The 25,477-nt window shown below is 72.7% G+C and carries 23 protein-coding genes; 9 read left to right on the top strand and 14 right to left on the bottom strand.

Annotation, left to right across the window (positions count from 1 at the left end; all coding sequences use genetic code 11):
• Positions 1-45 precede the first annotated feature (45 nt).
• Positions 46-741 carry a TetR/AcrR family transcriptional regulator gene (locus MB828_RS28370; protein ID WP_133025819.1) on the top strand — a complete coding sequence of 232 codons (696 nt, stop codon included), beginning with the start codon at positions 46-48 and terminating at the stop codon, positions 739-741.
• Positions 742-798: 57 nt separating this feature from the next.
• Complete coding sequence (locus MB828_RS28365; RefSeq protein WP_133025818.1) at positions 799-1,053, top strand: hypothetical protein; 255 nt, start codon at positions 799-801, stop codon at positions 1,051-1,053.
• A 6-nt stretch (positions 1,054-1,059) separates the two neighbouring features.
• Here the strand turns inward: MB828_RS28365 and MB828_RS28360 are convergent, their stop codons facing one another.
• From MB828_RS28360 to MB828_RS28310, 11 genes are all read right to left on the bottom strand, one after another.
• Positions 1,060-2,148: a Zn-dependent alcohol dehydrogenase gene (locus MB828_RS28360; RefSeq protein ID WP_301650697.1), complete on the bottom strand. Its 1,089-nt coding sequence runs from the start codon at positions 2,146-2,148 to the stop codon at positions 1,060-1,062.
• A 13-nt stretch (positions 2,149-2,161) separates the two neighbouring features.
• Positions 2,162-3,550, bottom strand: coding sequence for an aldehyde dehydrogenase family protein (locus MB828_RS28355; protein ID WP_301650696.1), 1,389 nt, complete (start codon positions 3,548-3,550; stop codon positions 2,162-2,164).
• Positions 3,551-3,647: 97 nt separating this feature from the next.
• Positions 3,648-4,100: a DUF3574 domain-containing protein gene (locus tag MB828_RS28350; protein WP_301650695.1), complete on the bottom strand. Its 453-nt coding sequence runs from the start codon at positions 4,098-4,100 to the stop codon at positions 3,648-3,650.
• A gap of 51 nt (positions 4,101-4,151) precedes the next feature.
• Positions 4,152-5,492, bottom strand: a complete 1,341-nt coding sequence (locus tag MB828_RS28345) for an ABC transporter ATP-binding protein (RefSeq protein WP_301650694.1) — start codon at positions 5,490-5,492, stop codon at positions 4,152-4,154.
• A 305-nt stretch (positions 5,493-5,797) separates the two neighbouring features.
• Positions 5,798-6,469 (bottom strand): class F sortase, encoded by a 672-nt coding sequence (locus tag MB828_RS28340; RefSeq protein WP_046733507.1) that lies wholly within the window; start codon positions 6,467-6,469, stop codon positions 5,798-5,800.
• Positions 6,456-7,172 carry a hypothetical protein gene (locus tag MB828_RS28335; protein WP_301650693.1) on the bottom strand — a complete coding sequence of 239 codons (717 nt, stop codon included), beginning with the start codon at positions 7,170-7,172 and terminating at the stop codon, positions 6,456-6,458. Before MB828_RS28335 ends, MB828_RS28340 begins: the two co-directional genes overlap by 14 nt.
• A gap of 101 nt (positions 7,173-7,273) precedes the next feature.
• On the bottom strand, positions 7,274-8,518 hold the full coding sequence (locus MB828_RS28330) for an MFS transporter (protein ID WP_301650692.1): 1,245 nt from the start codon (positions 8,516-8,518) through the stop codon (positions 7,274-7,276).
• A 46-nt stretch (positions 8,519-8,564) separates the two neighbouring features.
• Positions 8,565-10,001 carry a CitMHS family transporter gene (locus MB828_RS28325; RefSeq protein WP_343236211.1) on the bottom strand — a complete coding sequence of 479 codons (1,437 nt, stop codon included), beginning with the start codon at positions 9,999-10,001 and terminating at the stop codon, positions 8,565-8,567.
• A gap of 86 nt (positions 10,002-10,087) precedes the next feature.
• Positions 10,088-12,319, bottom strand: a complete 2,232-nt coding sequence (locus tag MB828_RS28320) for a molybdopterin oxidoreductase family protein (protein WP_301650690.1) — start codon at positions 12,317-12,319, stop codon at positions 10,088-10,090.
• Positions 12,320-12,725: 406 nt separating this feature from the next.
• A complete protein-coding gene (locus MB828_RS28315) occupies positions 12,726-13,334 on the bottom strand; it encodes a TetR/AcrR family transcriptional regulator (protein ID WP_301650689.1) in 609 nt (202 codons plus the stop codon).
• Positions 13,335-13,406: 72 nt separating this feature from the next.
• The gene (locus MB828_RS28310; RefSeq protein ID WP_133025808.1) at positions 13,407-13,970 is read right to left on the bottom strand and encodes a hypothetical protein; all 564 of its coding nucleotides are present in this window, start codon (positions 13,968-13,970) and stop codon (positions 13,407-13,409) included.
• 156 nt (positions 13,971-14,126) lie between these two features.
• On the opposite strand from MB828_RS28310, the gene hmgA reads away from it, so the two are divergent.
• From hmgA to MB828_RS28290, 4 genes are all read left to right on the top strand, one after another.
• Positions 14,127-15,491 (top strand): homogentisate 1,2-dioxygenase, encoded by a 1,365-nt coding sequence (hmgA, locus tag MB828_RS28305; protein WP_133025807.1) that lies wholly within the window; start codon positions 14,127-14,129, stop codon positions 15,489-15,491.
• A 28-nt stretch (positions 15,492-15,519) separates the two neighbouring features.
• A complete protein-coding gene (locus MB828_RS28300) occupies positions 15,520-16,269 on the top strand; it encodes a GntR family transcriptional regulator (RefSeq protein ID WP_301650688.1) in 750 nt (249 codons plus the stop codon).
• Between the two features lie 12 nt (positions 16,270-16,281).
• On the top strand, positions 16,282-17,445 hold the full coding sequence (locus tag MB828_RS28295; protein WP_301650687.1) for a type ISP restriction/modification enzyme: 1,164 nt from the start codon (positions 16,282-16,284) through the stop codon (positions 17,443-17,445).
• A 71-nt stretch (positions 17,446-17,516) separates the two neighbouring features.
• A complete protein-coding gene (locus MB828_RS28290) occupies positions 17,517-18,713 on the top strand; it encodes a CaiB/BaiF CoA transferase family protein (protein WP_301650686.1) in 1,197 nt (398 codons plus the stop codon).
• Positions 18,714-18,730: 17 nt separating this feature from the next.
• Here MB828_RS28290 and MB828_RS28285 read toward each other — a convergent pair whose 3' ends face one another.
• The 3 genes from MB828_RS28285 to MB828_RS28275 form a co-directional block, all read right to left on the bottom strand.
• Positions 18,731-19,000: a hypothetical protein gene (locus MB828_RS28285; RefSeq protein ID WP_133025800.1), complete on the bottom strand. Its 270-nt coding sequence runs from the start codon at positions 18,998-19,000 to the stop codon at positions 18,731-18,733.
• Positions 19,001-19,126: 126 nt separating this feature from the next.
• Positions 19,127-19,930, bottom strand: coding sequence for an anti-sigma factor (locus MB828_RS28280; protein WP_301650685.1), 804 nt, complete (start codon positions 19,928-19,930; stop codon positions 19,127-19,129).
• Positions 19,927-20,469 carry a sigma-70 family RNA polymerase sigma factor gene (locus MB828_RS28275; protein WP_133025798.1) on the bottom strand — a complete coding sequence of 181 codons (543 nt, stop codon included), beginning with the start codon at positions 20,467-20,469 and terminating at the stop codon, positions 19,927-19,929. Before MB828_RS28275 ends, MB828_RS28280 begins: the two co-directional genes overlap by 4 nt.
• A 207-nt stretch (positions 20,470-20,676) precedes the next feature.
• Here MB828_RS28275 and MB828_RS28270 point away from each other — a divergent pair, with 207 nt between their 5' ends.
• The 3 genes from MB828_RS28270 (at position 20,677) to MB828_RS28260 (ending at position 25,434) form a co-directional block, all read left to right on the top strand.
• The gene (locus MB828_RS28270; protein ID WP_133025797.1) at positions 20,677-22,209 is read left to right on the top strand and encodes a DUF4331 domain-containing protein; all 1,533 of its coding nucleotides are present in this window, start codon (positions 20,677-20,679) and stop codon (positions 22,207-22,209) included.
• Between the two features lie 76 nt (positions 22,210-22,285).
• Positions 22,286-23,737 carry a tetratricopeptide repeat protein gene (locus tag MB828_RS28265; protein ID WP_430381441.1) on the top strand — a complete coding sequence of 484 codons (1,452 nt, stop codon included), beginning with the start codon at positions 22,286-22,288 and terminating at the stop codon, positions 23,735-23,737.
• A complete protein-coding gene (locus tag MB828_RS28260; protein WP_301650683.1) occupies positions 23,734-25,434 on the top strand; it encodes a nickel transporter in 1,701 nt (566 codons plus the stop codon). The genes MB828_RS28265 and MB828_RS28260 overlap by 4 nt, the downstream gene beginning before the upstream one ends.
• Positions 25,435-25,477: the final 43 nt, after the last annotated feature.

Below are 25,477 nucleotides of genomic sequence, written 5' to 3'. Positions count from 1 at the left end.
AAATTAGCACTGCTAGTTTCTTCTTCCCGACCTACTATGTGCGCCATGGCCCGACCGCGCAAGCCCCTCCTCAGCACCGACCGGATCGTCCGGGCGGCACGGGAACTCGTGGACACGGAGGGCCTGGCGGCCCTCTCCACCCGGCGTCTCGCGGCCGAACTGGGGGTGAGCGGGCCCTCGCTCTACAACCACTTCCGCACCAAGGACGAGATCCTGGAGGCGGTGGCGGACTCGGTCAGCGCACAGGTCGACCTGTCGATGTTCGAGAACCTCGGGCAGGACGACGGGCGGGACTGGCGGACCGCGCTGCACGACTGGGCGGTGTCGTACCGGGCCGCGCTCCGGGACCACCCGAACATCGTCCCGGTGCTGGCCCGCGGCCCCGGCCGGCGCCCGGCCGGGCTGCGGCTCGCCGACGCGGTGTACGGCGCGATGGTGGACGCGGGGTGGCCGGCCGCCCAGGCGACGTCGATCGGGGCGCTGATGCGCTACTTCATCATGGGCTCGGCGCTGGGGTCCTTCGCCGGCGGGTTCGTGGACGACGCGAGCGCGTACGACCCGGCCGACTACCCGCACCTGGGGCAGGCGCACCTGCTCGCGGATCAGCAGGAGAAGATCGACGAGCGGGCGTTCGAGACGGGGTTGCGGGCACTGCTGGACGGGCTGGGCCAGCAGTTCGCACGGGTGGACCACGAGCCTCCGGCCAAGGCGGCCGGAGACGGTGTCGAGCAGGTCCGGTGAAACCACCGCGTCCGGTGGGTCAAGTGGGTCAAGTGGGTCAAGCAGGGGGGAAGTCACATGGGGTACGGCTCGTTCTTACTGCTGTGGCTCGGGCTGGTCGTCGCCGTCTCGGTGTGCGCGGGCTCGCTGGGCATGTACGCCTTCACCCGCAACCGGGTGCCCGGCGGGCTGCGCCGCCTCGTGCGCAACCCGCGGCTGTGGGGGCTGGGCCTGCTGCTCCAGGTCGCGAGCCTGCTCACCTTCTCCTGGGTCCTCCTGGTCGTGGGCCTGGCCTGCACCGTCTGCGGCCACGTCCTGAAGCCCACCGGGTAGGACCGCTCAGAACACCACCAGCGCCCGGCCGCCCTTGCCCGCGAGCATGTTCCCGAAGGCGTCCGGGATGTCCGCCAGCGTGATCCGTTCCGTCACCAGCGCGCCCAGGTCCAGGCGGCCGGCCCGGACGTGCTCGGCGAGCACCGGCAGATCGCGGGCGGGGTCGGAGTTGCCGTAGACGCAGCCGGCGAGGGTGCGGCCCCAGTGGAAGAGTTCCAGGGCGTTGAAGGTGACCTGTTCCGCCTTGCCGCCGATGCCGACCACCGTCGTACGGCCGCCCCGGCGGGTGGACTCCCAGGCCGCGCGGATGCTGACGGCGCGGCCGACGCACTCCACGGCGACGTCGACGCCCTGCTTGCCGGTGAGGGCGCGGATCGCGCGCGGGGTGGTGTCGGAGGCGACGACGTAGTCCGTGGCGCCCGCCGCCCGCGCGAGGCCTTCCTTCTCCTCGGAGACGTCCACCGCGACGATCCGGGACGCCCCCGCGATCCGGGCCGCCTGCACGGTGGCCAGGCCGACCCCGCCGACGCCGAACACCGCGACGGTCTCGCCCTCGCGGACCCGCGCCGAGTGGTGCACGGCGCCGTACCCGGTGAGGACCGCGCAGCCGAGCAGGGCCGCGTCCGTGAGCGGGATGCCGGGCGGCAGCGGGAGCACGCAGGACTCCGCGACCACCGTCTCCTCGGCGAACGCGGCGACGTTCAGGCCGGGGTGCAGGTCGGTGCCGTCCGCCGTGCGGGCGTACACGTCGGCGGAGCCGGCCAGCGCGTCGGCGCACAGCCAGACCTCGCCGAGCGCACAGGCGTGGCAACGTCCGCAGGAGGGCGCCCAGTTGAGGACGACGGGGTCGCCGGGTGCCAGCCGGGTGACGCCCTCGCCCACCGCGACCACGGTGCCCGCGCCCTCGTGACCGAGGACCGCCGGGACCGGCACCCGCATGGTGCCGTCGGAGAGGGAGAGATCGGAGTGGCAGACGCCGGCGGCGGCGAGCCGGACCCGGACCCGGCCGGGGCCGGGGTCCGGGAGCTCGATCTCGGTGACCGTCAGCGGGGCACCCACGGCGGGCAGTACGGCGGCACGGATGTGGCTGGCCATCGGAGCAACCTCCTCAGAACTGCAGGGACTTGGTCTGGAGGTACTCGGCGAGACCGTGCGTGCCGAGTTCACGGCCGACGCCCGACTGCTTGTAACCGCCGAACGGGGCGAGGGGGTTGAACCGGCCGCCGTTGATGTCGACCTGCCCGGTGTCCATGCGCCGCGCGAAGGCCACCGCCTCCGCCTCGTCCCCGGCCCAGACGGCGCCCGCGAGGCCGTAGACCGTGCCGTTGGCGATCCGGAGCGCGTCCTCCGTGTCCTCGTAGCGGAGGATCGACAGCACCGGGCCGAAGATCTCCTCCTGCGCGATCGTCATCTCGGGGGTGACGTCCGCGAAGACCGTGGGGCTGACGAAGTAGCCCTTCTCGCGCGGGGATTCGGGGCCGCCCGCGACCAGCCGGGCGCCCTCCGCGACGCCCTTCTCGATGTAACCCCGCACCCGCGCCTGCTGCTTGGCGCTGACGACGGGACCGATCCGGTCGCCGTACTTGGCCGCGGCCGCGGCCGCCAGCTCCACCGCCTCCTCGTACTGGTCGGCGTGGACCAGCATCCGCGTCCAGGCGCTGCACGTCTGGCCGGAGTTGGACATCACGTTGGCCACCCCGACGTTGACCGCCCTGGCGAGGTCGGCGCTCGGCAGGATGACGTTCGCGGACTTGCCGCCCAGTTCCAGTGCCACCTTCTTGACGGCCGCCCCGGCGGTGGCGCCGATCTGCCTGCCGACGACCGTGGAGCCCGTGAAGGAGACCAGGTCGACGCCCGGGTGCTCGGCGAGCGCCTGTCCGGCGACCGGGCCGAGACCGGTGACCAGGTTGAACACACCGGCCGGCACGCCCGCTTCGTGCACCGCCTCCGCGAACAGCTGGGCGGTCAGCGGGGTGTCCTCGGCGGGCTTGAGGACCACCGTGCAGCCGGCGGCGAGCGCCGGGGCGACCTTGGCGACGATCTGGTGCAACGGGTAGTTCCAGGGCGTGATCGCGCCGACCACGCCCACCGGCTCCTGGTGGACGGTCGAGTTGCCGACCTTCTCCTCGAAGGGATGCGCGGCCGCCAGCTCGGCGTAGGATCCCGCGACCGCGATCGGCATGCCCACGTGCACGGCCTGGGAGAACTTCAGCGGCGCGCCCAGCTCCGTGCCGACGGTCTCGGCGATCTCGTCCTTGCGGGCCGTGAGGACGTCCCGCAGCGCCCCGAGCCGGGCGGCGCGCTCGGCGGGCGGGGTGGCGGCCCAACCCGGCAGGGCGGCACGGGCGGCGCGTACCGCGGTGTCGACGTCGAGCGCGCCGCCCGCCGGAACCCGGCCGACGACCTCTTCGTCGACCGGGTTCACGACCTCGATCACGTCCCGGCTCTCGGCGGGGCGCCAGGCGCCGTCGATGTACAGGCCGTCGTGTGCCTTCATACTGCTTCCTCCCGGCGGGGCTGGGTCTCCGGCTCACAAACTAGCGGCGATAGTTTTACCGCGCCAGACATGGCCTCCGGCATCGGCGGCCGCCCGGTCAGAAGTCGACCCGGGCCCGGGCGTCCACCCTTCCCACGCTCTCCTGCGCGAAGGCCTTCTCGTAGGCCCGCCGGATCTCCTCGATCTTCCGGTCGCCGTCCTTCGCCGCCGACTCGGGATACAGCAGGATCAGCTCGTAGGACCGCTCCTTCTCGATGGTCCCGTGCGCGTCCCGCCACTGCCCGCGCCCGTTCTGCACGGTGAGGCCGTCGGGGAAGTCCGGGGTGACCTCCTTGTCCACGAAGGCGGTGAACTGCCGGTCGGTGACGGCGGGTCCGCCGTCGGGGCGGGCGGTGCCGAAGAACAGCCGGGTCTCGAGGTAGGGCTTGCCGCGGGCGGGCGCCACGGCGGGCACGTCCCCGGCGAACGCGGTGTACGCGGCCGGAGCACCGGCGAGCAGCAGACCGGCCACCGCGAGGGCCGACCGGTTACGGAGAGATTGTGGGCGCATGCCCCTTTCCTAGGGGTTCCGCGCCGTCGCGGTGCCGGTTTCCCGCCGGGTTCACCCGTCCAGGTCCGGCAGCCTGGCCGGGGACGGGCAGATCCGTTCGCCGTGCTGGTCGAAGACGAACAGATGGGCGAGGTCGACGAGGAGCGGGACCTGCATGCCGTGCCGGAGCTGGATGTCGGGGGTGGTGCGGACGACCAGGTCCCCGGGCAGCCGCCCCTCCGGCGGCGCCGGCTCGGGCCCCGTGTCCGCCGGATGCTCCAGTACGACGACCGGTCCCGCCCGCTTCGAACTCGCCCGGTCCCGCAGCCGGTCCAGCACGGTCGTCCCGTCCCGTCGCCGGCGGCGCGGCGGCCGGCCGGTCGGGCGCGGGGCCTCCAGGTCCGGTACGACGGCGGGCCGGGAACCGGTGTCGAAGTGGACGAGCACCTCGTGTCCCTGGAACTCGACATGCTCCACCAGCCCGGTGAGCGGCACCTCGCCCGGCCGCGCGGTGGCGTGCCTGGCGATCCGCACCGCCTCCGAGCGCAGCCCGACGATCACCTCCCGGCCCTGTTGCACCCGCAGCAACCGGTGGTCCAGGGACAGGGGTTCGGGCAGCCGCAGGGCCTGCTTGCCGAGGCTGACGGTCATGGCACCGTCGAGCGGGGCGCGGACCACACCGCGCAGGAGATTGATGCGCGGGGTGCCGATGAAGGCGGCGACGAAGACGTTGCGGGGCAGCGCGTAGACCGCGCGCGGGGTGTCGACCTGCTGGAGGACCCCGCCGCGCAGCACGGCGACCCGGTCACCGAGCGACATGGCCTCGGCCTGGTCGTGGGTGACGTAGACCGTGGTCACGCCCAGTTCCCGGGTCAGCCGTGAGATCTCGGCGCGCAGGTGGTTGCGGAGCTTGGCGTCGAGGTTGGACAGCGGCTCGTCCATCAGGAACACCGAGGGGTGCCGGGCGATCGCCCGTCCCATCGCGACCCGTTGGCGTTCGCCGCCGGAGAGCTGGCTGGGGAAGCGGTCGAGGAGGTCCTCGATGCCCAGCATGCGGGCGGTGGCGTCCACGCGGGGGCGCGGGTCCGTGCCGGGGGCCTCGATGCGCAGCGGGAAGCCGATGTTGTCGCGGCTGGTCATGCTCGGGTAGAGGGCGAAGTTCTGGAACACCATCGCGATGTTCCGGTCGGCCGGCAGCAGGTCGTTGGCGTACTCGCCGTCGAGGCGTAACTCGCCCTCGTCGGCCTCCTCCAGGCCGGCGATCATGCGCAGCACGGTCGACTTTCCGCAGCCGGACGGCCCGAGCAGCACGAGGAACTCGCCGGGGTCGATGTCGAGGGAGAGCCGGTCCACCACGCGGACACCGCGCGCGAAGGTCTTGCTCACGTTGTGCAGAGAGATGGCGCGTGTCATGCCGCAGCTCCGTGTCCGAGGGCCGCGTGCGGGTCGTACGGGCCTGTGGGTCACGGAAGTTAACGGAATGTGCCGGGCCGGGGAAGACATTCCGCGGCATCGGTGACCAGGACGCAGGCAGCGGGAAAAACGGACGATCACATTCGACGGGACGGGGGCGCGGGGACGGGGACGGCCGACCGGTGCGGACGACGGGCACGGCCGGGCGGTGCGGACGACGGGCCGCACCACGCGGTCACTGCGCCTCAGTCACTCCGTCTCCGCCAGTTCGTCTCGGTCACTCCGCCTCCGCCTGTCCGTCTCCGTCAGTCCGTCTCCGTCAGGTGGGCGAAGACCACGACGTTGCTGGTGTAGCCCGTCCGCCGGCTGAAGAGTCCGCCGCAGGTGATCACGCGGAGTTCGGGACGCCGGGTCGGCCCGTACACCTCCTTGTCGGGGAAGCCGGCCTTGTCGTAGACCTTCACCCGGTCCACGGTGTAGACGGCGGTACGGCCGTCCACCCGCTTGGCCTCGATCCGCTTGCCCGGCTTCACCTGGGCGAGCGCCGCGAAGACGGCGGGTCCGGTCCTGGTGTCACGGTGGCCGACGGCGACCGCGAGGCCGGACTCGCCCGGGGTCGCGCCGCCCTGGTACCAGCCGATCAGCTTCGGCTCGTCGACCGGCGGGGTCTCCAACTGCCGCCCCCGGTCGAGCCGGACGCCGACGACCGGCGCGTCGACACCCAGGGAGGGGATGCGCACCGACGTCGGCCGCGACCGGGACAGCGGGCGGGGCGGGGGCAGCGGCCGGGCGGCGGCACGGGTCCCGTCAGACCCGTCCCGCCCCCCGCCGGCCACGGCGTCCGGGCCACCGGGTCCGTCGTCGTGCCCCCCGCACCGGACCAGCGCCACCAGGACGATCGCCAGCAGGGTCGTTCTGGCGAGGCGGTAGGCGCGGGTCCGGTGCCAGGGCCTGCGTCCGCGTCTACGCGGCGCCATGGGGCCGACGGCGGATCAGCCGGATGTACACCACACCGCTGGCCGCGACCAGCCCCACGGCCGCCGCCGCGGCCACGGGCGAGAACGCCGCCGCGGTGTCGACGAGGCCGCCGCCGCCCGCGTGCACGCCACCCTGCGGGCCGTCGTGGTCGTCACCCTTCCCCCAGCTGCTGTCGCCGTGCTGGTTGTCCTCGATCTGGCCGTTCTGGCCCTGCTGGCCGTTCTGGCCCTGCTGGCCGTTCTGGCCGTTCTGGCCGTTCGGGCCCTGCGCCCCGTCCGGCTTGCCGTCACGGCAGTTGAGGCGGAAGACCTTCTCCTTCAACGCGCCCGCCACGACCCAGGTGAGCCGGTACTGTCCGTCCGCCAGGCCGAGCGGATCGGTGTGGCCGGCGCCTCCGGCGAGCTGGATGGTGCCGGCGACGGTGGCGGCGGTGGGCAGCGGCGGCTGCGGGGTGATGGTGTAGGCGATGGCGGGCAGGACGTCGAAGTTGACGGCGTCGAGGTAGAACCGGCAGACGACCGGGTCGTCCTTCGAGACGCCGAAGGGCACGCCCACACGGTGGATCCTGATGTCGCCGTTCTCCCCTTGGGCCACCGCGTTCGGTGCCGCCACCCACGACGCGCCCGCCGCGGCGAGGGCGGTGAGGACGACGGTGGCGCCCGCACGGGAACCGGCGGAGCGTGGAAGTGTGAGGGTCGGCATGCAAGCTCCTCCAAGTTAGACGATTTTCATACAAATCGGCCTTTCGCCTGGACTATCACTCACCCACTCCATGACCCACGGCATCGGCGCCCGACGCGCCGTCAGATATCGCCCGGGCGGCGCAACACCGGGCCCTTGGGGCTCGTCCGGGGCACCGGCGGAGCGCTCCCGGACCGTTCCGCCGCCCCCGGCGAGCGCACCGCCACCCCCGCCGACAGCAGCAGCAACGCCCCCAGCATCACGAACGGCGCGGCCACCCCCGCCACCCCCGCCACCAGCCCCGCCGTGGCCGGCGCCGCCACCTGGCCCAGCCGGTTCCCGGTCAGCCGCAGGGCGAGCGCCGTGGACCGGGCACCGTCGGGCGCGGCCTGGACGACCGTCGTCATCGACAACGGCTGCCCCACCCCGAGGCAGAACCCGAGCGCGCCGAGCATCAGCCCGAGCACCCACAACGGCACCGGCAGCGCGATCCCCGCGCACAGCACGGCCGCCAGGAAGCAGGTCACGGTCAGCAGCACCGGCCGGCCCAGCAGCCTCAGCAACGGCGTGAGGACCAGCCGGCACGCGATGGTCGCCCCGGCCCGCACGCTCAGCAGCACGCCGATCACCGCCGGCGCGATCCCCCGGTGCTCGCCGACCACCGGCAGGTACGCCGTCAGGATGTCGGTCGCGGACAGCACCGAGAGACTGATCAGCATGCCCGCAGGCACGCCCCGGGCGCGCAGGATGCGGCCGACCGCCACGGGCTCGCCGCGCCCGGTCCGGGACGTGACCGCCGTACGGTCCTCGATGCGCCACAGCGACGTGAGGGCGACGGCCGCCCCCGCGCCCGCCACCACGAGCGCGACCGCGCTGCTGCCCGCCATGTCGGGCCCACCGATCAGCGCACCGGCGGCGACCGGCCCGATCAGCTGGCCCAGCGACGCCCCGATGGTGAAGTGGCCGAAGTTGCGGTCCTGTTCGTGCGGGGCCGACTGGCGGGCCACCAGCGACTGGGCGCCGATCACGAAGCAGAGGTGGCCGAGGCCCATCACCCCGCTCCACAGCGCCATCGTCCACAGCGAGTTCGCCAGTCCGCTGAGCGCGCAGCCGCCGGATATCAGCACCACGCCGACCGGCAGCAGGGGTGCGCAGCGGCCGTGGTCGGTGCGGCGGCCCAGGGGTACGGCGGCGAACAGCGGGAGCAGGGCGTAGACGCCCGCGATGACGCCGACCGCCCGTTCGTCGGCGCCCAGCGCGAGCGCCCGGTAGGAGACGGCGGGCCGGGCCATCGACACCGCCCCCTGCGCGAAGCCGAAGGCGATCACGAGCCGGAGCAGCCAGCCGCGGTTCCTGCCGGGCGCCATGGTCAAGTCCTCCCGCACAGTGGTCGGTCGAATCGGTCGGGGCGGCTCAGATGATCCCGAACAGGATCCCTGCCCCGAGCACCACCAGGGATGTCAGGGCGGCCCACTTCACGACGAAGCGGGTGTGGTCGCCGAACTCGACCTTGGCCATGCCGACCAGGACGTAGACGGCGGGGACCAGCGGGCTGGACATGTGCAGCGGCTGGCCGACGATCGAGGCCCGGGCGATCTCCACGGTGGAGACGCCGTGCGCCTGGCCGGCCTCGGCGAGGACCGGGAGGATGCCGAAGTAGAAGCCGTCGTTCGACATGAAGTACGTGAGCGGGATGCTCAGCACGCCGGTGACGAGGGCCATGTGCGGGCCCATGCCGTCGGGGATGTTGCCGACCAGCCACTCGGCCATGTGGTCGACCATGCCGGTGCCCTGGAGGACGCCGGTGAAGACGGCGGCGGCGAAGACCATGCCCGAGACGTTGAGGACGTTCTCGGCGTGCGCGGCGAGCCGGGCCCGCTGGGCGGGCATCCGCGGGAAGTTGACGGTCAGCGCCAGGGCGGCGCCGAGCAGGAACAGCACCGGGATCGGCAGCCACTCCATGATCATGGCCGTGAGCAGGGTGACGGTGAGCGCCGCGTTGAACCAGTAGAGCCCGGGACGCAGGGTCTCGCGGTGCGGGTCGAGGCCCTGGAAGGTCTCGTCCTCCGCGGGGAGTCCCGCGTCGGCGCCGGACCCCGAACCGCCCGTGCGCGTCGCGGACTTCCCGGTCCCGGAACCCGCGCCGACCAGCACCGTCTCGGTCTCCCGCTCCGCCACCAGCGCCTCGTCCAGGGTCAGCACGCCGAGCCGCCTGCGCTCACGGCGGCCGAGGACGTAGGCGAGGGTGATCACGAAGAGCAGGCCGGCGGCGAGCGCCGGGATCATCGGCACGAAGATGTCACTCGCGTCCAGCTTCAGCGCGGTCGCCGCGCGGGCGGTCGGACCGCCCCAGGGCAGGGTGTTCATCACGCCGTTGGCCATCGCGGCGACACCGGTCATCACGACCAGGCTCATCTTCAGCCGCTTGTACAGCGGGTACATCGCCGACACGGTGATCATGAAGGTGGTGGAGCCGTCGCCGTCGAGGGAGACGATCGCGGCGAGCAGGGCCGTGCCGACGACGATCCGCAGCGGATCGGCCTTGCAGAACCTCAGGATCCCCTTGACGATCGGGTCGAAGAGCCCGACGTCGATCATCACACCGAAGTAGACGATCGCGAACATGAGCATCGCCGCGGTGGGGGCGAGGCTCGTGACGCCGTCGATGACGTAGTCGCCGAGCTTGGCGCCCTTGCCGACGAACACGCAGAACAGCGCGGGGATCAGCACGAGCGCCGCGATCGGCGACATCTTCTTCAGCATGATCAGGACCAGGAAGGTCGCGATCATGGCGAAGCCGAGGATGGTCAGCATGAGTGGAACACCTAACGTTCGCCCTTGAACTCCCACCAGGGCCGGCGGTGCGATGACGTTAGGTCGCGTCGAACGTCGTTAACAAGACGTTGACACGCGAGCAATAAGCGCAGAACTCCAGGTCACAGCGTTGCGGTCACCTCGATGGGGATGCCGTTGAGGACGGCGTTGCCGGACAGCGGGTCGAGCAGGGTGCCGTCGAGGAGCTGGTTGACGTTCACGCCCGGCGTGGTCACGGCGTGGCTGAGCCGGGTGCCGGGGCGGTCGTGGCCCCAGCCGTGCGGGAGGCTGACGACACCGCGCCGGACGCCGTCGGTGACCTCGGCCGGGGCGACCACCTCTCCCCCGGCGCCCTTGACGCGTACGTCCGCTCCGTCACGCACCCCGAGCCGTTCGGCGTCCTCGGGGTGGATGTGCAGGGTGCAGCGGTTGGAACCGCCGGTGAGGGCGGGCACGTTGTGCATCCAGCTGTTGTTGGAGCGCAGGTGCCGGCGGCCGACCAGGACGAGCCCGTCGGGGCGGTCGCCGAGGGCCGCGCGCAGCCGGGGCAGGTCGCCGGCGATCGGCCCCGGCAGCAGTTCGACCTTGCCGCTGCGGGTCTTCAGCGGCTGCGGCAGACGGGAGGTGAGCGGCCCCAGGTCGATGCCGTGCGGGTGGGCGAGCAGCCGCTCCAGGGTGAGGCCGTCGGGCCGGGCGCCGAAGCCGTCGCCGTACGGGCCGAGGCGCAGCATCATGTCGAGCCGGCGCTCGGGGCCGGTGTCGCCGGTGAGCAGGGCGGCGAGCTCTCGTGGGTCGCGGCCGTGCGCGGGCGAGTGGGCCTCGGTGACCGCCTTCCCGAGGGTCTGGCCGATGACCATGTCGTCGACGGCGGACGGCTCGGCGCCGTGCATGCCGCCGGCCGCCAGGATCAGCCGGGCCAGGATCTCGCTCTCCGCCATCCGGCCGGGCTCCAGCGGGACGGCGGGCGGGCTGTAGCGGACCTGGTTGCGGACGGCCAGGGTGTTGAAGGCGAAGTCGTGGTGCGGGCTCTGGGAGGGCGGCGGCGGGGGCAGCACGACGTCGGCGTGGCGCGCGGTCTCGTTGAGGTACGGGTCGACGCTGACCATGAAGTCGAGGGAGTCCAGGGCCTTGTCGAGGCGGCTGCCGTCGGGTGCGGAGAGCACCGGGTTGGTGGCGACGGCGATCAGGGCCCGGATCGGTTCCCCCTCGGGCGTCGCGGTGTCGATCTCCTCGGCGAGCGCGGAGAGCGGCAGTTCGCCCTTGGCCTCCGGGTGGCGGCTGACCCGGGAGTGCCAGCGGCCGAGCGCGAAGCCGCGGCCGGGGCCCGCCGGGCGCGGGGTCCGGTCGGTGGCGGCCTGCGGGAAGAGCGCGCCGCCCGGGCGGTCCAGGTTGCCGGTGAGGATGTTGAGGACGTCCACCAGCCAGCTGGCGAGGGTGCCGTGCGGGACGGTGCAGCTGCCGATCCGGCCGTACACGGCGGCGGTGGGGGCGGCGGCGAGTTCGCGGGCGAGGACGCGGATCGTGCCGGCGTCGACGTCGGTGGCGTGGGCGACCGCGTCCGGGGTGAAGTCGCCCAGTTCGGCGCGGAGTCCGGCGAGGCCTTCGACGTGCGGAGCGAGGTCGCCGAGGTCCACCAGGTCCTCCTCGAAGAGGACCTGGGCCATCGCGGCGAGCAACAGGGCGTCGGTACCGGGCCGGACGGCGATGTGCCGGTCCGCGAGGCGCGCGGTGCGGGTGCGGCGCGGGTCGATGACGGTGAGGGTGCCGCCGCGGGCCTTCAGCGCCCTGAGCTTGCCGGGGAAGTCGGGGGCGGTGCACAGACTCCCGTTGGACTCCAGGGGGTTGGCGCCGATCAGGAGGAGGTGGTCGGTGTGGTCCAGGTCGGGCACCGGTATCGCGTTCGCGTCGCCGAAGAGCAGGCCGCTGGAGACGTGCTTGGGCATCTGGTCGACGGTGGACGCGGTGAAGACGCTGCGGGTGCCGAGGGCGCCGATCAGCACCTGCGGATAGAGGCCGCCGGCCATGGTGTGGACGTTGGGGTTGCCGAGGACGACGCCGACGGAGTGGGGGCCGTACCGCTCGACGACCGGCCGGATCCCGGCGGCGACCGCGTCGAAGGCCTCCGCCCAGGTGGCCTCGCGCAACTCGCCGTCCCTGCGGACGAGGGGGGTGCGCAGCCGGTCGGGGTCGGCCTCGACGGCGCCGAAGGAGGCGCCCTTCGGGCAGATGAACCCCTTGCTGAAGACGTCGTCGCGGTCACCGCGGGCGCCGGTGACGCGGGTGCCCTCGATGGTGAGGGTCAGCCCGCAGGTCGCCTCGCAGAGGGGGCAGATACGCAGGGCGGTGCGGGGCATGCGGGCCTCCGGGAGGGGTGCGGCGACGGGGGGCGGCCGGACTCGCGGCGAGCATACCGGTTGGTATGTCGAGGGGGGAGCCCCGTGGCGTTCCGGGTGCGGGCCGGCGGGGGCGCGCCGCGCAGTTCCCCGCGCCCCTGCGGGGCGCTCCCAGGGGCGGGCTGTCGTGGCCCGAGTGCGAGTCGGTGGGGGCTTGTCGCGCAGTTCCCCGCGCCCCTTCGGGGCGCTTCCAGGGGCGGGCTGTCGTGGCCCGAGTGCGGGCCGGTGGGGGCTTGTCGCGCAGTTCCCCGCGCCCCTTCGGGGCGCTTCCAGGGGCGGGCTGTCGTGGCCCGAGTGCGAGTCGGTGGGGGCTTGTTGCGCGGTTCGCCGCGCCCCTTTGGGGTGCTCCTGTGTTCGTTGGAGGGGGTCAGTCCAGGGTCCGGGCCAGGTAGGCCCTCAGGAGTTCGCGGGTTTCCGTGATGATCGCCTCGTCGCCCTCCGGGGCCATCCTGAAGGACAGGTGGACCAGGGTGTCGGCCGTCTCCACCGCGACCAGGAACGTGCGGCGCAGGACCTCGTCCGGTGCGCGGCCTATGTAGCCGGAGAGCAGGTCGGTCAGGCGGTCCGCGACCCGGTGGTTCGGCTCCGCGTGGCGGTCGCCCACCGGGATCTGGTTGCCGAAGTCGACGAGCGAGAAGCCCGGGGCGGTGCGCTTCATCGCCAGGTACTCGTCGAGCACCGCGTCCATCGCCGCCCGCCAGTCGCCCTTCGGCGCGTCCTTCAGCCGCTCGGTGACCCGCTCGGTGTAGCGCTCCAGGTTGCGCTGCGCGAGGGCGTCGACCATCTGCCGCTTGTTGCCGAAGAAGCGGTACACCGAGCCGATGGGCACCCCGGCGCGCACCGCGACGGCCCGGGTGCTCAGTTCCTCGTAACCCGCCTCGTCGAGGAGGTCGGCACAGGCGTCGAGGATCCTGGTCAGCCGTTCGGCACTGCGGCGCTGGACGGGCGCTTTGCGGAGCGGGGTCGCTGGGGGCACGGCTTCATGATGCCTTTTCGCGGGGGCCGGGTGAACCTCGCCCCCCGGTACGGCGGCCGGAGGTACGGCCGCTCATCCCGTCGGGGCGGCGCCGGTGCCGGTCCCGGCGCGGGTTCCCGCCGACGGGGTCGCCGCCTCCGTGCCGGACGCCGTGACGTCCGCCGTGCTCTCGACCGGCTTGCCGTGCACCGCCCACACCGTGCCGTCGTCCGCGTAGAGCCGCGCGGTGACGTGGTGGGTGCCGTGCGGCACGAGACCGGCCGGCAGGTGGTAGGCGGAGGTCCGCAGCCGGGTCACCAGGCCGCCGTCCACGAAGAGGTAGGCGAGGCCGCGCCCGGCCACCGCCTTCGCCCCGCTGCCCGTCCCGGAGAACCGGAAGCGGTGCAGGTCGAGCCGGACGTCCCAGCCGCCGGACGCATCCGGGGTGACCTCCGTGTCCACCTCGGGAGCCTGCTTCCTGTCGATCTCGCGGTAGTGGCGGCCGTTCTCGTCCGTGTCGTCGAGGATCTTGCCCACCGGTGACGGCGCTCCCGTCTCCCGCTGCCCGGGCGCCCGCCCGCTCCCGCACCCCGCCGCCGCGACCAGCAGCAGCGCGCAGAGCGCCAGCCCGCCCGGTAGTCCACGCGTCCACGACATGCCCGGGAGCGTAGAACAGCGCGGCGCCGGCCGGGATCCCCCTGGAGTCGGGTTCCCGCCCCCCTCGGGGATGATCCGGCGCCCTCTTGCACCCGCCCCCGCGCAATCCTACGGTGATACATAGGAATCGACGGCCGGCGGTTGCAGGGAGCGATCATGAGCGATGGGGGCGCCCTGGGCGCGAGCGGATCCGGGCGTGCGGAGGCGCGCAAGGCCGCCGAGGGCCTGACGTACCTCTCCGGGTTCGGCAACGAGCACTCCTCGCAGGCGGTGCCGGGTGCGCTGCCCGAGGGCCGCAACTCCCCGCAGCGCGCCCCGCTCGGCCTGTACGCGGAACAGCTCAGCGGTTCCGCCTTCACCGAGCCCCGGGCCCAGAACCGGCGTTCCTGGCTCTACCGGATCCACCCCTCGGCCGCCCACCCGGCGTTCACGCGGGCCGCCGGCAACGGGGCGGTGCGCACCGGTCCCTTCACGGACATCGCCCCCGACCCGAACCGGCTGCGCTGGGACCCGCTGCCCCGGCCGCCGGCCGGCACGGACTTCCTCGCGGGCCTGTGGACCCTGGGCGGCAACGGCGACGCGACCCAGCGCACGGGCATGGCCGTGCACCTCTACCACGCCGACACCTCGATGGAGCGGGTCTTCTCCGACGCCGACGGTGAACTGCTGATCGTCCCGGAACACGGCGGACTGCTGCTGCACACGGAGTTCGGCCTGCTGCATGTGGAGCCAGGACATGTGGCGCTGATCCCCCGTGGGGTCCGCTTCCGTGTGGCGCTGCTGGACGCCTCGGCCCGCGGCTATGTGTGCGAGAACTACGGCTCACCGTTCCGCCTTCCCGACCTCGGCCCGATCGGCGCCAACGGCCTCGCCAACGCCCGGGACTTCCGGGCCCCCGTGGCCGCCTACGAGGACGTCGAGGGTCCGGTGGAGGTCGTCAACAAGTTCTGCGGCAACCTGTGGACCGCCACATATGACCACTCCCCACTGGACGTGGTCGCCTGGCACGGCACACATGTGCCCTACGTCTACGATCTGCGCCGTTTCAATGTGCTCGGCACCATCTCCTACGACCACCCCGACCCGTCGATCTTCACCGTGCTGACGTCCCCGTCCGACACGCCTGGCCTGGCGGGCGTCGACTTCGTGGTCTTCGCGCCCCGCTGGCTGGTGGGCGAGGACACCTTCCGGCCGCCGTACTTCCACCGGAACGTGATGAGCGAGTACATGGGGCTGATCGAGGGCGCCTACGACGCGAAGACCGCCGGCAAGGGGGGTTTCGTGCCGGGCGGCGGCTCGCTGCACAACATGATGTCGGCGCACGGCCCGGACCGGGAGACGTTCGACCGGGCGAGCGCCGCCGAACTGCGGCCGCAGAAGCTCGACGACGGTCTGGCCTTCATGTTCGAGACCCGCTGGCCCGTGACGCTCACCCCGCAGGCGGCGACCGCGGACCACCTCCAGCAGCGCTACGACGACGTGTGGCGGGGCCTGGAACGCCACTTCCGCCCGTTGCACTGAGCAGGCGCCTACCGGTACGGATGTGCCCGTGACCTCCTTCGCCCCGGATTCCATCGTCCTGAACCGCAAGCTGCCGCTCTGGTACCAGGTCTCGCAGTCGCTGCGCGCCTCGATACTCGGCCGCTCGCCCCGGGACCCGCTCCGGCTGCCCACCGAGGAACAGCTCGCGGAGCACTACGGGGTGAGCGTGCTGACCATGCGACAGGCGCTGAAGGAGCTGGAGGACGAGGGTCTGATCAGCCGGCACCGCCGCCGGGGCACGTTCATCGAGCCGGACGCCCGGCGGGGCGCCCCGGTGCGACTGCTCGGCTCGGTGGACGCGATCGTGGCCCAGCAGTCGGGCATGACGGCGGAACTGCTGGACCACGGCACCGTGCCCGTGGCCGGCGAACTCGCCGAGTTCTTCCCGGATCTCGCGGAGGTCGCGACGTACCACCGGCTGCGCAGCGACGAGCAGACCGGTGAGCCCACCAATCACGCCCGCAACCACGTCCGTCCCGAACTGGCCGAGCGCTTCGACCCGGAGGAGCTGGCCCGCCGGCCGATGACGAAGGTGCTGCGCGACGTGGTCGGCGCGGACATCAGCCGCATCACGGACACGGTGGAGGCGCGGCTGGCCGATCCGGAGACCGCCCGGCTGCTCCGGGTCCCGCTGCTCAGTCCGATCCTGCACTACACGGGCGTCACCTACGACACGGCGGGCCGGGTCCTGGACCTTGCGGTCATCCACTACCGGGGAGACCGTTTCTCCTTCACGGTCACGCTCGACGCCACCTGAAGTCGTCGTACGATGCCGGGCGTGACGCACGACGACGCTCCGCCGCTGGCGGACCTCATGCCGTGGTCCGTCGCACCACTACGGCTGGGCCGGGGGTGGCCGACGGCCCCCGATCCGGCGACCCTGAAGGCCCGCTGGGAGGCGTTGCTGCGAGCCGAGGGGCCGGACCGGGCGGCCCTGTTCGAGCCGACGCGCGCCCGGACGGTCCACTCGGCCGTGCCCCAGCTCCCCGGCCGGGCCGCCGGCACGGAGCGGCTGGAGCAGGCGTCGGGCCCCGCCGCGGACCCGGTCCGCGTCCTCGCCGCCCCGTTCGACGAACAGTGGCTGATCCCGGACCACCGTCTGATCGACGCGGCCCGACCGGAGTTGTGGCGGGTGGCGGACGGCCACCAGGTCTTCACGGTGGAGTCGACCGAGGGCATGCCGCTGCTGGTGACGTCCCTCGTGCCCACGGTGCGCGCGGGCCGCGTGCGCCCGCTGTACCGCCGCCCCGGCGGCGAGGAACCGAACCTGGCGCCGGGTCTGCTGGCCCACCTGACCGACCTGCTGGGCCGTGCCCTGACCCCGCTGGACCTGCTGGCCTGGACCCTGACCGCGATCCGCCCGGACCACACGGTTCCGCTCACCGCGGATCCGGACCTGTGGTCCCGGGGTGTGGAACTGGGCCACCGCGCCCTGTGGCTGCTGCGCCGGGACGGCGAACGCCCCAAGCTCCCCGGCGGCCGCCGCCCCTACGTCCGGGCCCCGCTGCCCTCCCGTCCCCTGACGATCCGCTACGACCCCGAGGAGGAGGCCCTTCACCTCGACGAGGGCCGCATCTCCCCGGTACCCCCGGAGGCCTGGGAGTTCCGGACGGGCGAGACACGCGCCCTGGAGGCCTGGTTCACGGCCCGGACGGCGGAACCGGCGGAACCGGCGGAACCGGGAACCCTGGCGGCCCTCACCCCCGCGACCTGGTCCCAGTCCTGGACGTCGGAGCTGCTGGAGCTGATCACGGTCCTGGCTCTGCTGGCGGAAGTACGGGAACGGCAGGCCGAGTTGGAGATCACGGCACCGATCACGGCGAAGGACCTGAGAGACGCGGACGTCCTCCCGCCGCCGGACGCGTCCCGCAGACCGGCATCGGTCCTGGAGCACGCGGAAGAGGGCCCGGCGGGCCAGCTGACGCTGCTGTGAGCGCCCCCCTTCGAGGGCGCCGGGATCCGCACTGCTGACAGATCCGCCGGTCGCGGGACATGATCCGGCCCATGGACCGTCTTCCGCTGCCCCTGGAGGGCATCACCGTCGTCGCCGTCGAACAGGCCGTGGCCGCGCCGTTCGCCACCCGGCAGCTGGCCGATCTCGGCGCCCGGGTCATCAAGGTCGAACGGACCGACGGCGGCGACTTCGCGCGCGGTTACGACACCGCCGCCCGGGGTCTCGCCTCCCACTTCGTGTGGTGCAACCGGGGCAAGGAGTCCATCGCGCTGGACCTGAAGGACCCACGGGGCCTCGAGGTGCTGCGCAGGCTGGTCTCGGACGCGGACGTCTTCGTGCAGAACCTCGCGCACGGGGCCGCCGCCCGGCTCGGGCTGGACGCGGCCACCCTGTGCGCCGCCCACCCCCGTCTGGTCGCCGTGGACATCTCCGGGTACGGCGCGTCGGGGCCGTACGCCGGCAAACGCGCGTACGACATGCTCGTGCAGTGCGAGGCGGGGCTGGTGTCGGTCACCGGGACGCCGGAGCAGCCGGTGAAGGCCGGGATCCCGGCGGCGGACATCGCGGCGGCCATGTACGCCTTCTCAGGCGTCCTCGCGGCGTTGGTGCGGCGCGGCACGACCGGACGGGGCGGCCCGGTGGAGGTGTCCATGCTGGAGGCGCTGGCCGAGTGGCTGGGGCATCCGCTGCACCACACCGTACACGGCGGGACCCCGCCGGAACGCTCCGGACTGGCCCACGCGGTGATCGCGCCGTACGACGCCTATCCGACCGCGGACGGCGGCCGGGTGCTGCTGTCGGTGCAGAACGACCGGGAGTGGCGGCGGCTGGCCGAGGGCGTCCTCGGGCGGCCGGAGCTGGGGTCGGATCCGGGATTCGCGACGAACGCGGCACGGGTGGCGAACCGGGCGCGCACCGACGAGCTGGTGGGGAAGGCCCTCGGGGCGCTGGGCGCCGACGAGGCGCTGGGCCGGCTGGAGGCCGCGGGCATCGCGTGCGCGCGGCTGCGGGACCTGGCCGAGCTGGCGGACCATCCGCAGCTGGCGGCCCGGGAGCGGTGGCGGGAAGTGGGGTCGCCGGTCGGGCCGCTGCGCGCGCTGCTGCCGCCCATCACGCTGCCTGGCGGGGACGAGGCGCGGATGGGAGACGTACCCGCGCTCGGGCAGCACACCGAAGCGCTGCTGCGTGCCGTGGGGATGACGGACGCCGAGTCAGCAGCGCTGCGCCGGGACGGTGTGGTCGCCTGAGCGCGGGGCTCGCGGTCTCAGTGCTTGCTGCCGCCGAACAGCGAACGGCGCAGCCTGCGCAGTGGCGCGAAGAGGGAGACACGGCTGACCCGTGTGACCCGGTCGCTGCGCTGCGCGGGTGCACGTGCGGTCAGCTCACGCATCAGTGACGTCGCCTCGACCGCCTGCTGCTGCGGTATGGCGGGTCCCGCCAGCACCGACAGATGGCGGTCGAGACGCGAACTGGTCGCGCTGCTCCCGCAGGTGATCGCAGGAACCCTCGCCCTGCTGCGTGTTATCTGCTCCATGTCACTCCCCACCCGTACGAGTCCACCCGGCCCGGGCAGGGTAACCCTATCGCCCCGATGGGGCACTCGTGTATCGCGGTCACAGGATTCACCTTCCCCGCAAGGGCGTTGACGACCCCTCTTTGATTACTCTCCGAATCCGACCGATTTCAGGGCGAGTTGGACAACTGGCTGGCTGGTGGGCTGCGCTGAGCCACCGGCAGGCTCGACGGTCACGGCGAGTGACGTCGCGGATTTGACCAGACCCGTGGCGACCAGGGGCGTGTCGGCCTCGAAGAGCCCCAGGGAGCGCGGTTGCGCGCGGGGGCGCATCAGCCAGAGCTGGTGCACGCGCCCGTCCGGCAGCGCGCCGTATCCGCTCAGCGTGACGACCGCCTGCCCCTCCGAAGCGGAGGCCACCGCTCCGATACTTCGGCCCTGGGCGTCCTCGGCGCCGACCGCGCGGGCGTCGGGGGCGGCCAGAACGTGGGCGATCTCACGCGACTGGGCACGCTCCGCGTCGAGTTGGTTCTGTGTCCGGTCGGCCTGCACCGCGAACAGCGAGGCGATGACCAGCGCGGCCGCCGCGGTGGCGGTGGCGAACGGCACGAACAGGGGCCGCGGCCGGCGGCGCTGCGGAGGCGGCTGCCCGCCCCAGACGTGCGGCGGCAGATTGGGGACGCGCTCGCGGCCCGGAGCCGGCTCCTGCGGGGTGGCGCGTACGGCGGCCAGCACCCGGTCGCGCATCGCGACGGGCGGCGGGGCGGCCGTGGACCAGGCGAGCCGTACGGCGTCCTCGGTCAGTGCCCGCACCTCCTCGGCGCACCGGCCGCAGTCCCTGAGGTGTTTCTCGAAGCGGCGCCGCTCGCCGGGCTCCAGGGCGTCCAGGGCGTAGGGCGCGGCCAGGGAGTGCAGGTCCTCGCGGTGCAGCAGGCGGCCCACCAGGCTCATGCGACACCTCCGAGGCAGTCGCGCAGCCGGCTGAGCCCGTCGCGCATCCGGGTCTTGACGGTGCCCAGCGGCAGTTTGAGCCGCTCGGCGACCTCACGGTACGTGTAGCCGTCGTAGTAGGCGAGGGTGACGGACTGGCGTTGCAGGGCGGTGAGCCGGTCCAGGCAGCGGCGTACCCACTCGCGCTCCAGACCGGCCTCCACCGTTTCGGCGACCTGGTCGAAGGCGGGTTCGCCCGCGCGCAGCGCCTCGCGCTGTTCGCGTTCACCGGCCGCGCGGGCGCTGCGCACCCGGTCCACGGCGCGGCGGTGGGCGAGGGTGAGGACCCAGGAGAGGGCACTGCCCCGGCCGGGGTCGAACTTGGGTGCGGAGCGCCAGAGTTCGAGGAGCACCTCCTGGGCCACCTCCTCCGACTGGGCGGGATCGCGGACCACCCGCCGTACGAGCCCGAACACCGGGCCGGAGACCAGGCCGTAGAGATCCTCGAACGCCCTCTGGTCACCACCCGCGACGAGCACCAGCAGTTCGTCCGCCTGCACCCCGTCCGCCCTTCTGTGGCCGCACCCGGCCCGCCCTCCCGTACCACGCATTCGCAACTGGACGCACCTCCGGCAGAAGTACGTAAGCGGGAGGCAAAAACGCGGGTCGAGCAGGAAGAAAAGATTTTTTTCTTCCGACCAATCCAAACGGCCCTCCTGCTCCGTATACCCGTCCGTCAAGCAAGTTGGGACCGAGGGACGGACGGCATGACACCTCTAATCTCCAGGAGCGGTGCGGGGCGCAAGGGCCTTGTCACCCTCATCTGTGGGGCACTGGCCACCGGCGGGATCACAGCCGCCAGCGTCGCCGCGCTGGAACCGGGGGTGGCCGCAGCCTCCTCCCACCGGGAAGCTCCCCTCATCTCGGGGACCCCGCAGTACGACAACACGGACCTGTACGCGTTCGTCAGCCCGGACAAGCCCGACACGACCACGATCGTGTCGGACTACATCCCGTTCGAGGAGCCGGCGGGCGGCCCGAACTTCTACCAGTTCGCGGACGACGCCCAGTACGACATCCACGTCGACAACAACGGTGACGCGAAGGACGACCTGATCTTCCGTTACACGTTCAAGACCCAGATCAAGAACAAGAAGACGTTCCTCTACAACACGGGTGTGGTCGACAACCTGACCGACCCGGACCTGAACGTCACGCAGTCGTACAACCTCGACCTGATCAAGCTCAAGAACGGCAAGCAGCAGTACACGTCGAGGATCGCCAGCGACATCCCGGCGGCCCCGTCGAACGTCGGCAAGGCGTCGATGCCGGACTACGCGAAGCTGCGCTCCCAGGCCGTCTACAAGACCACCAACGGCGGCGCGACCTTCGCCGGCCAGGCCGACGACCCGTTCTTCGCCGACCTGCGCGTCTTCGACCTGCTGTACGGCGGCAACCTCTCCGAGGTCGGCAACGACACCCTCAAGGGCTACAACGTCAACACGATCGCCCTCCAGGTGCCGAACGACCTGATCCGGCAGTCGAAGAGCCGCCCGACCGTCGGCATCTACGCGACGACCCAGCGCAAGAACGCGCAGGGCTACTACTCGCAGGTCTCGCGCCTCGGCAACCCGCTGGTCAACGAGGTCGTCAACCCGCAGAAGGACAAGGACAAGTTCAACGCGTCCCAGCCCAAGGACGACGCGCAGTTCCTGAAGAACGTCACCAACCCTGAGCTGCCCAAGCTCATCGAGGCGATCTACCACATCAAGGCGCCGAAGGAACCCCGCAACGACCTCGTCAGCGTGTTCCTCACGGGCGTCAAGGGCCTCAACACACTGCAGCCGTACGCCACCCCGTCGGAGATGCTCCGCCTGAACACGTCCATCAAGCCGACGGCCAAGCCCAAGCGGCTCGGTGTCCTCGACGGCGACAACGCGGGCTTCCCGAACGGCCGCCGGCTCACCGACGACGTGATCGACGAGGCGCTCCAGGTGGTCGAGGGCGAACTGGTCGGCTCCAAGAACGACCTGGGCGACGCGGTCGACAAGAACGACAAGAGCTTCGAGAAGTACTTCCCGTACGTGGCCGAGCCGACCTCCGGTTCGCGCGGTCCGCTCGCCAAGGGCACGGGCAGCGGGAGCACCACGAAGAGCGCGCTGGGTGACACCCTGTCCGGCTCCGGCGGCGGCACCGACACGACGCTGATCGCAGGGTCGGCGGCCGCCGGTGCGGCGGGTGTGCTGCTGATCGGCACCGCGTTCGGCTGGTGGCGCCGCCGGATGCAGCGGCCCTACTAGACACCGCTTCCCCACCTGAAGACTGGCGCGGCCCGCTCCCCACCGAATCCCCCACGGCAGCGGGCCGCGCCGCCCCATGCGACAGCCACTAGGAGAGGGCATGGCCCCGGGTACGAACGACAAGCAGCCCGCCGACACGAAGGACGCGCCGGACCGGAACGACGACGAGCGGGTCACCGCCCTGCGCCGGTTCGCCGCCGCGGGGCGGAACTGGCGGCGGGCCCGGCTCGTGGGCTCCGCCGCGCTGCTGGCCGTCGCGCTGACCGGCGGTGCCATCGCCTTCGGGGCGGCCCGGGACAGCGGTGCGACGCCGGTCGCCGCGTCGAGTGCCGTGTCACCGGCGATGCTCGCGAGCGGAAGCCTCGACGCGAGCATCGCCTCCCTCCAGGCCCATCTCCGCACCCAGCCCAAGGACTCCGACAGCTGGGCCACGCTCGGCCTCGCCTACGTCGAGCAGGCGCGCACCAAGGGCGACCCGTCCCGCTACCCGCAGGCCGACAAGGCCCTGAAACGGGCCCTGCGGATCACCCCGGGCAACGACCAGGCGCTGGCCGGGCAGGCCGCGCTGGCCGCCGCCCGGCACCAGTTCGCCGACGCGCTCACCTACGCGGACCGGGCCCTGAAGCAGAACCCGTACAACGCGGGCGCCCTGTCCTCCCGGATCGACGCCCTGGTCGAACTCGGCCGGTACGCCGACGCGGCCAAGGCGGCCGACCTCGCCGACCAGCGCAAGCCGGGCGTCCCGGTGTTCACCCGTTACGCGTACGTGCGGGAGCTGCGGGGTGACGTGCAGACCGCGCGGCAGGTGCTGCAACAGGCGCTGTCCACGGCCACCTCGAAGGGCGACATCGCGTACGTGGCCGCGCAACTCGGCCTGCTGGCCTGGAACCAGGGCGACTACAAGAGCGCGCTCGACTACTACGCCCGCGCCCTGACCGCCGACGAGAACTACCTCCCCGCGCTGGAGGGCCGGGCCCGTGCCCAGGCGGCGAGCGGCGACCGCGCCGACGCCATCAAGGGCATGGAGCTGGTCGTCTCCCGCTATCCGCTGCCCCAGCCGCTGGTGGAGCTCGGCGAGCTGTACGAGGACCGGGGCGCCGAGGGCGACAAGGCGAAGGCCGAGGACCAGTACGCCCTCGTCGAGGCCTGGATCGCGCTCGCCCGCGCCAACGGCGTCAACGCCGACCTGGACACCGCGCTCGCCGCGGCCGACCACGGCGACAAGGCCGAGGCGCTGAAGGCCGCGCGCGCCGAGTGGGCCCGCCGGCACACCGTGCACACGGCGGACGCGCTGGCCTGGGCCCTGCACGTCAACGGTCGCGACAAGGAGGCGCTGCCGTACGCGCGACAGGCCGGCGCCACCGGCTACCGCAACGCCTCCTTCAGCTACCACCTGGGCATGATCGAGCTGGCCGACGGCGACAAGGCGGCCGGCCGTGCCGCCCTCACCAAGGCCCTGAAGCTCAACCCCGGCTTCTCACCGCTGGGCGCCCGTGCCGCCCGTAAGGCGCTGGAGGACTCGAAGTGACCCTCCGCCGTCGCGCCGCGGCCCTCTTCGTCGCCGTCTGCGGCCTCACCCTCCTCCCGGCCACGGCCGCGCAGGCACATCCACTCGGCAACTTCACCGTCAACAAGTACGACGGCCTGGTCGCCGCCCCCGGTCAGCTCCGCGTCAACCACTTCGAGGACCTCGCCGAGATCCCGGCGACCCAGGCCAAGCCGGACCTGAAGCGGCTGGGCGCGGCCGAGTGGGCCGAGCGGCGCTGCACGGCGGCGGCGGACGGCAGCAGGCTCACCGTCGACGGCAGGGCGACCCCCCTGACCGTCACCGCGAGCCACGCCCAGCTGCGCCCCGGCCAGGCCGGCCTGAACACCCTGCGCGTCTCGTGCCGGTTCACCGCACCCCTCGCCGAGGGCGCCACCGTCACCCTCGGCTTCCACAGCGCGGGCACCGACTCCGGCCCCGGCTGGCGGGAGATCACGGCACGCGGCGACCGGATGACGCTGACGAGGACGGACGTGCCGAAGACGTCCCTCTCCCACGAACTCACCAGCTACCCCAAGGACCTGCTGTCCTCCCCCGCCGACATCACGACCGCCGCGGTCCGGGTCCGGCCGGGCGGCCCGGCACTGGCCGCGGAACGGCAGGACGCCCCGGGCTCCGCCATCCTGCCCCGGGGGGTGGACCGCTGGACCCAGGCCCTCACCGACCTGGTCGCCCGCAACCACCTCACGGTCGGCTTCGCCACGCTCGCGCTGTTCATCGCGATCGCCCTGGGGGCGATGCACGCCCTCGCACCGGGCCACGGCAAGACCCTGATGGCGGCGACGGCCGCGGCCCGCGGCGGCCGCGCCCGCCTCCGTGACGTCCTCCCGCTGGCCGCGTCGGTCACGATCACCCACACCCTGGGCGTGGTCGCCCTGGGCATCCTGGTCACCGCGGGCTCGGCGGCCACTCCCTCGGTGATCGCCTGGCTGGGCATCGCCAGCGGCGCCATGGTCCTGGCCGCGGGCATGAACCTGACCCGAAGGGCCTGGCGCAACCGGACCCACGAGCAGGCCCGGCACCACGAGCACACCCACGAGGACGCCGGACAGCGCCAGTTGGCCCTGGTCGGAACGGCACACCCCCACGCCGACGCGCACTCCCACGACCACGGACACCCCCACGAGCACGAGCGCAGTCACCACCACGGCCCCGAGCACAACCGCGGTCACGAGCACAGCCACGGTCCCGAGCACGACCGTCACCACGGCCACAGTCACGGCCATGACCACGCCGATGGGCACCATCACGACCACGCCGACGCGCACACGCACGACCACGCCGCCGGGCACACGCACACGCACGGCGGTCACACCCACACCCACGAAACGGCCCCCACGATCCGCGGCACCATCCTGCTCGGCTTCGCCGGCGGCCTCGTGCCCAGCCCCTCCGCGGTCGTCGTGCTGGTCGGTGCCGCGGCTCTCGGCCAGGCCTGGTTCGGCCTGCTCCTCGTCGTCGCCTACGGCGTCGGGCTCGCGCTGACCCTGACCGCCGCCGGGTTCGCCGTCGTCAAGCTGGGTACGGGAATGACTCGGGTGCTGGACGGACGCCCGCGCTGGACCGCCCACCCCATGGCCACCCTGGTCCGCAGGACCACCCCGCTCGCCTCGGCGCTCGTGGTGGTGGCCCTGGGCGTCGGACTGGTCCTCAAGGGCGCCGCTTCCGCGCTGCTCTGAGTTACTTTTGTGATGAGTTCGCACGAGCTGCCGTGGGGGGCAC

It is taken from the genome of Streptomyces arenae, assembly GCF_022343545.1.
Lineage (GTDB): Bacteria > Actinomycetota > Actinomycetes > Streptomycetales > Streptomycetaceae > Streptomyces > Streptomyces humi.
Note: the sequence above shows the minus strand (reverse complement) of the source record. Positions and strands in the feature narration are given on the sequence as shown.

What these genes read in the sequence shown, in the direction of transcription:
- MB828_RS28345 (WP_301650694.1), bottom strand. Translation starts at nt 5,492, where the DNA reads ATGACACGCGCCATCTCTCTGCACAACGTGAGCAAGACCTTCGCGCGC.
- MB828_RS28290 (WP_301650686.1), top strand. Translation starts at nt 17,517, where the DNA reads ATGGACCGTCTTCCGCTGCCCCTGGAGGGCATCACCGTCGTCGCCGTC.
- MB828_RS28320 (WP_301650690.1), bottom strand. Translation starts at nt 12,319, where the DNA reads ATGCCCCGCACCGCCCTGCGTATCTGCCCCCTCTGCGAGGCGACCTGC.
- MB828_RS28340 (WP_046733507.1), bottom strand. Translation starts at nt 6,469, where the DNA reads ATGGCGCCGCGTAGACGCGGACGCAGGCCCTGGCACCGGACCCGCGCC.
- MB828_RS28365 (WP_133025818.1), top strand. Translation starts at nt 799, where the DNA reads ATGGGGTACGGCTCGTTCTTACTGCTGTGGCTCGGGCTGGTCGTCGCC.
- MB828_RS28280 (WP_301650685.1), bottom strand. Translation starts at nt 19,930, where the DNA reads ATGAGCCTGGTGGGCCGCCTGCTGCACCGCGAGGACCTGCACTCCCTG.
- MB828_RS28295 (WP_301650687.1), top strand. Translation starts at nt 16,282, where the DNA reads ATGCCGGGCGTGACGCACGACGACGCTCCGCCGCTGGCGGACCTCATG.
- MB828_RS28350 (WP_301650695.1), bottom strand. Translation starts at nt 4,100, where the DNA reads ATGCGCCCACAATCTCTCCGTAACCGGTCGGCCCTCGCGGTGGCCGGT.
- MB828_RS28285 (WP_133025800.1), bottom strand. Translation starts at nt 19,000, where the DNA reads ATGGAGCAGATAACACGCAGCAGGGCGAGGGTTCCTGCGATCACCTGC.
- MB828_RS28360 (WP_301650697.1), bottom strand. Translation starts at nt 2,148, where the DNA reads ATGGCCAGCCACATCCGTGCCGCCGTACTGCCCGCCGTGGGTGCCCCG.
- MB828_RS28355 (WP_301650696.1), bottom strand. Translation starts at nt 3,550, where the DNA reads ATGAAGGCACACGACGGCCTGTACATCGACGGCGCCTGGCGCCCCGCC.
- MB828_RS28265 (WP_430381441.1), top strand. Translation starts at nt 22,286, where the DNA reads ATGCGACAGCCACTAGGAGAGGGCATGGCCCCGGGTACGAACGACAAG.
- MB828_RS28335 (WP_301650693.1), bottom strand. Translation starts at nt 7,172, where the DNA reads ATGCCGACCCTCACACTTCCACGCTCCGCCGGTTCCCGTGCGGGCGCC.
- MB828_RS28270 (WP_133025797.1), top strand. Translation starts at nt 20,677, where the DNA reads ATGACACCTCTAATCTCCAGGAGCGGTGCGGGGCGCAAGGGCCTTGTC.
- MB828_RS28330 (WP_301650692.1), bottom strand. Translation starts at nt 8,518, where the DNA reads ATGGCGCCCGGCAGGAACCGCGGCTGGCTGCTCCGGCTCGTGATCGCC.
- MB828_RS28370 (WP_133025819.1), top strand. Translation starts at nt 46, where the DNA reads ATGGCCCGACCGCGCAAGCCCCTCCTCAGCACCGACCGGATCGTCCGG.
- MB828_RS28310 (WP_133025808.1), bottom strand. Translation starts at nt 13,970, where the DNA reads ATGTCGTGGACGCGTGGACTACCGGGCGGGCTGGCGCTCTGCGCGCTG.
- hmgA (WP_133025807.1), top strand. Translation starts at nt 14,127, where the DNA reads ATGAGCGATGGGGGCGCCCTGGGCGCGAGCGGATCCGGGCGTGCGGAG.